The organism is Bacteroidales bacterium (assembly GCA_029210725.1).
Taxonomy (GTDB): domain Bacteria; phylum Bacteroidota; class Bacteroidia; order Bacteroidales.
The window spans coordinates 1-1,368 of the sequence record JARGFM010000063.1; the positions used below are offsets into that span (position 1 = coordinate 1).

1 protein-coding gene is annotated in these 1,368 nt (G+C 47.1%); it reads right to left on the bottom strand.

The genetic code is table 11. The features are described 5' to 3' along the window. The coding region (locus P1P86_16575) for a hypothetical protein (protein ID MDF1576802.1) at positions 1 to 1,368 on the bottom strand (1,368 nt) is incomplete at both ends.

A 1,368-nucleotide genomic window follows, 5' to 3' on the forward strand; every position in this document is an offset into this window, starting at 1 on the left:
TGCGGCTGGGTTACTGATATCAATGATCACAAGACCGTTATAACCATCGGCAACATAGGCATAACTGCCTGAAACTGTAACATCCAGCGCAGTTCCTGCCATATAATAACTACCTGCAAAAGTGGGTGCGGCTGGGTTACTGATATCAATGATCACAAGATCGTAATCATCGGCAACATAGGCATAACTGCCTGAAACTGCAACACCCATCGCATATCCTGCCGTATTATAACTACCTGCAAGGGTGGGTGCGGTTGGGTTACTGATATCAATGATCACAAGACCGTTATAATCATCGGCAACATAGGCATAACTGCCTGAAACTGTAACACCCGCCGCAATTCCTGTCGTATTATAACTACCTGCAAAAGTGGGTGCGGCTGGGTTACTGATATCAATGATCACAAGACCGTTATAACTGGCAACATAGGCATAACTGCCTGAAACTGCAACACCCTCCGATCCTCCCGTATTATAACTACCTGCAAGGGTGGGTGCGGCTGGGTTACTGATATCAATGATCACAAGATCGTAACCATCGGCAACATAGGCATAACTGCCTGAAACTGCAACACCCCCCGCATATCCTGCCGTATTATAACTACCTGCAAGGGTGGGTGCGGCTGGGTTACTGATATCAATGATCACAAGACCGTTATAACCATCGGCAACATAGGCATAACTGCCTGAAACTGCAACATCCGCCGCATATCTTGCCGTATTATAACTATCTGCAAGGGTGGGTGCGGCTGGGTTACTGATATCAATGATCACAAGACCGTTATAATCAACCACAACATAGGCATAACTGCCTGAAACTGCAACACTCCGCGCAGTTCCTGCCGTATTATAACTACCTGCAAAAGTGGGTGCGGCTGGGTTACTGATATCAATGATCACAAGACCGTTATAACCATCGGCAACATAGGCATAACTGCCTGAAACTGCAACACCCACCGCATATCCTGCCGTATTATAACTACCTGCAAGGGTGGGTGCGGCTGGGTTACTGATATCAATGATCACAAGATCGAAACCATCGGCAACATAGGCATAACTGCCTGAAACTGCAACACCCTCCGATCCTCCCGTATTATAACTACCTGCAAGGGTGGGTGCGGCTGGGTTACTGATATCAATGATCACAAGACCATTATAATCATCGGCAACATAGGCATAACTGCCTGAAACTGCAACACCCGCCGCAATTCCTGCCGTATTATAACTACCTGCAAAAGTGGGTGCGGCTGGGTTACTGATATCAATGATCACAAGACCGTTATAATCATCAGCAACATAGGCATAACTGCCTGAAACTGCAACACCCACCGCATATCCTGCCGTATTATAACTACCTGCAAGGGTGGG